Raw genomic sequence first — 1,522 nt, 5'->3', positions numbered from 1 at the left:
CTTCGTCGCGTTCGGCGGGCTGCCGCCGCTGAAATACGGCATGGCGATCGGCTATACGACGATGCTGATTGCGCTGAGCGCGGTGTTCGTGGGGATCAAGCGGCACCGGGACGTCGACCGGGGCGGGGTGATCGGGTTCTGGCCGGCGCTCGGGGTCGGGCTGGGCGTCAGCTTTATTGCCGGGATTTTCTACGTGGTCGCGTGGGAGGCGGTGCAGGCGATGACCCACATGGATTTCGCCACCTCTTATTCGAACGCGATCATCGCGAGCGAGAAGGCGAAGGGCGCGAGTGCCGAGGCGCTGGCGAAGCTGAGCACCGACATGGCGGCGTTCAAGGTCCAGTACGCCGACCCGATGTTCCGCCTGCCGATGACCTTCGTGGAGATCTTCCCGGTCGGCGTGCTGGTGTCGCTGGTCTCGGCGGGACTGCTGCGCAACAGCCGGTTCCTGCCCGCGCGGCGGGGTTGAAGCGCTTCGATGGCGGCTTGGGGCTTCATCAACCCCGCGATTTCCTTCTCGGGGACGACGTCCATAGCTCGATCCACGCGCCGACACCGGCCAGGCTACCTCCGTCTTGTCGTTACGTACGCCGACGTACCTGTCGTGGAGGTTGCAGGTCGGGTCGCAATGTCCGGGGACGAATTTCAGCCTTTCGTTGATGCGGAGAAGGCCTCGCTTGTCCTCGATACGCCGTGTTCGTCCAAGACAGGGCCAGGGTCGCTTGGCACAGGCGAGGTGGTGAACCTGCCCCCCGTTCCTGCAAGGCTGCAAGGTGCACGTGGGCGAGCACGCCGTCCCCAACATCGCGCCGGCCCGGTTGACGGCGAGAGCGTCGCCAGCCGGTCGATTACCAGTCCATTCAATAGTTGACGATGCCGGATGCCGAGCGTAGCTTCCGCGTTGCTGCATATCCATGCAGCTTTGTCAAGGAGATGAACTGTGAAACGCATCACGATACTAATCATGTCGTTGTTGATGTTTGCGGTTACCGCCTCGGTATTTGCGCAGGAGGCCAAGCCCTACAAGGAGGGCGGGGTTACTGAAGTCAGCTTCATCAAGGTCAAGCCAGGGCAGTTCAACAACTACCTGAAATTCCTGGACGGGGCCTACAAGGCGAACATGGAAGCGATGAAGAAGGCGGGCCTGATCACCGGCTATGCCGTCTATAGTTCGCAAGCGCGTTCGCCGAGCGATGCCGATCTGATTCTGACCGTCACCTACCCGAACATGGCTGCACTCGATCGATCCGATGAGGCCGATGCCATCTCAGTCAAGGTGCTGGGTTCCTTGGACAGCCAGGCCAAGGCCAGCGCGGATCGGGAGTCGATGCGTGAATTGCTGGGTAGTCAGCTTACGCGGGAGTTGATCCTGAAATAGCGATTGATGCAGGATACGCGTGATATGCGTTCGGCCTGTCTTGTCTCATTTGATTGGATTGCGTGTCGGCTCATGGCAGCGCATCGATCGCGCTGCTTTATTTGGTTCCTTGAGTGGCTGAAGGTTTGCAGGGTTTCGCAAAAA

At 60.6% G+C, this 1,522-nt stretch carries 2 protein-coding genes; both read left to right on the top strand.

The features are described from left to right. On the top strand, positions 1-469 hold a 469-nt coding region (locus VL130_RS04045; protein ID WP_325361450.1), incomplete at its 5' end, for a DUF4199 domain-containing protein. A 495-nt stretch (positions 470-964) separates the two neighbouring features. After that, positions 965-1,378 carry a hypothetical protein gene (locus tag VL130_RS04040; protein WP_325361449.1) on the top strand — a complete coding sequence of 138 codons (414 nt, stop codon included), beginning with the start codon at positions 965-967 and terminating at the stop codon, positions 1,376-1,378. Positions 1,379-1,522 lie beyond the last annotated feature (144 nt).

Origin of the sequence: Asticcacaulis sp. (genome assembly GCF_035497195.1) — a bacterium.
Taxonomy (GTDB): Bacteria; Pseudomonadota; Alphaproteobacteria; order Caulobacterales; family Caulobacteraceae; genus Asticcacaulis.
The sequence above is the reverse complement of the archived record's forward strand: the minus strand, read 5'-3'. Positions and strand labels throughout refer to the sequence as shown.

Coding starts and splice junctions, on each gene's coding strand:
- VL130_RS04040 (WP_325361449.1), top strand. CDS start 965: ATGTCGTTGTTGATGTTTGCGGTTACCGCCTCGGTATTTGCGCAGGAG.